This window comes from Streptomyces katrae (assembly GCF_000966975.1).
GTDB classification, from domain to species: domain Bacteria; phylum Actinomycetota; class Actinomycetes; order Streptomycetales; family Streptomycetaceae; genus Streptomyces; species Streptomyces katrae.
The window spans coordinates 1-1,517 of the sequence record NZ_JZWV01001331.1; the positions used below are offsets into that span (position 1 = coordinate 1).

2 protein-coding genes and 1 pseudogene are annotated in these 1,517 nt (G+C 77.7%); 2 read left to right on the plus strand and 1 reads right to left on the minus strand.

What is annotated here, in order from left to right; all coding sequences use genetic code 11:
- Positions 1-371: pseudogene (locus VR44_RS45650) on the minus strand (hypothetical protein); the annotation flags it as partial.
- Between VR44_RS45650 and VR44_RS45655 the strand changes: the two are divergent.
- On the plus strand, positions 364-690 hold the full coding sequence (locus VR44_RS45655; protein ID WP_045952030.1) for a hypothetical protein: 327 nt from the start codon (positions 364-366) through the stop codon (positions 688-690). The pseudogene VR44_RS45650 and the gene VR44_RS45655 sit on opposite strands and share 8 nt — an antisense overlap.
- On the plus strand, positions 687-1,298 hold the full coding sequence (locus tag VR44_RS36865) for a hypothetical protein (protein WP_045952031.1): 612 nt from the start codon (positions 687-689) through the stop codon (positions 1,296-1,298). Before VR44_RS45655 ends, VR44_RS36865 begins: the two co-directional genes overlap by 4 nt.
- Positions 1,299-1,517: the final 219 nt, after the last annotated feature.

Sequence of the window (1,517 nt, forward strand, 5' to 3'; positions counted from 1 at the left end):
GGCTCGGGCTGGGCCCCGGGGCGCGGCGGCTGGCTCGCGACGGGCCTGGCGCTGGTGCTGGGCGCGGTGGTGGTGCTCACGACGGACGCGGCCGGCACCCCGCAGGACCCTTCGGCCCTGAGCGACTTCGCCACCACCAGTCCGGCCGTGCCCGGGCCCACGCCGACGGCCGGCCCGTCGCACCCGCCCTCGCCCCGGCCGTCGGCCACGGGCAGCCCGACGCCCACGCCGTCGGCGCCCACCGCGTCCCCGACGCCCACGCCGACGTCCTGGCCGTCCGGCAGCACCAGCCCGTCCTGGAGCCCGACGCCGACGCCGACGGTCAGCTGGTCGCCCACGCCGACGCCCACGCCCACCCTGCGGGTGACCAAGCTCGGCGTCTCCCTCAAGCCCGGCGCCTACCGGGGCGACGCCGCCATCTCCCTGGCGACCCAGGGCAGGGGGCCGGTCACCATCGTCGTCCAGTGGTTCCTGGGCGGCACGCAGGGCGCCTACTCCGTTCCCGACGGCACCGACACGATCGTGGTGGAGGCCGGCGCGCCGGCCACGGTCGTGCAGTCCCACACCTTCACGCGCGGCCGCGGCTGCTACGGCGGCGTCCGGGTCACCACGAAGCCCGCCGCGGCCAACGCCTCGGCCTCCGACTCCCAGCTGCTGATGCGCTGCACGGACCTGGAGCCCCCGCGATGAGCGATCCGCACGACCCGCACGGCCCCCGGGACGACGACTACAGCGCCACCGTCCTCGGCAGCCACTGGTTCAGCGGCCCGCCGCCCCCGGCGGACGCGGCCCCCGACCGGGTCGAGGGCGCCGTGCTGCGGTTCGGCCCGGGGGTCACGGCGGCCCTGCCCGCGCCCTTCCCCGTCACGCCCGTTCCCGTTCCCCCGCCGCCCCGGCGGCGGGGCGGCGGCTGGCGCCGGTACACCCTGGCCGCGGTGGTGCTGGCGGGGGTGCTCGCGTACCTGGGCTGGCAGCGGTTCGGGCCGGCCGTCCAGGTGCGCGAGGTGGCGGTGAGCACCGAGCCGGGCGGGCCGGGCTGCGACGCGACGGCCGACGTGGTGGCCACCGTACGCACCGACGGCCGCCCGGGGACCCTGACGTACCGCTGGATCCGCAGCGACGGCACCCGCTCGGAGGAGCTCACGGAACGCGTCCCCAGCGGCCGCACCGAGGCGACCCTCCACCTGATGTGGACCTTCAGGGGCACGGGCACCTACCCGGCCCGGGCGGAACTCCAGCTCCTCTCCCCCGCCGAACGAACCGCGGCGACCGAGTTCACCTACACCTGCCCGCGGTAGGGCGGCGAGCGGGTCGTTCTTGTGGCCGGGGCGGCGGTGGCCGTCCGGCTGAGGTGGGGGCGGTGGGGGCGGTGGTTGAATCGGGGGTGTCGACCAGGGGCGTGCAGGACGCCCCGGGCACCCTGGCGTGCCGTGTTCCCTCCGGCGACACCCCCTGGGAGCACGGCCGTTTCCGCTCGGATGCCGGGTCCGCGCGGAAGGCCCGCGGCCGCTTTGGGG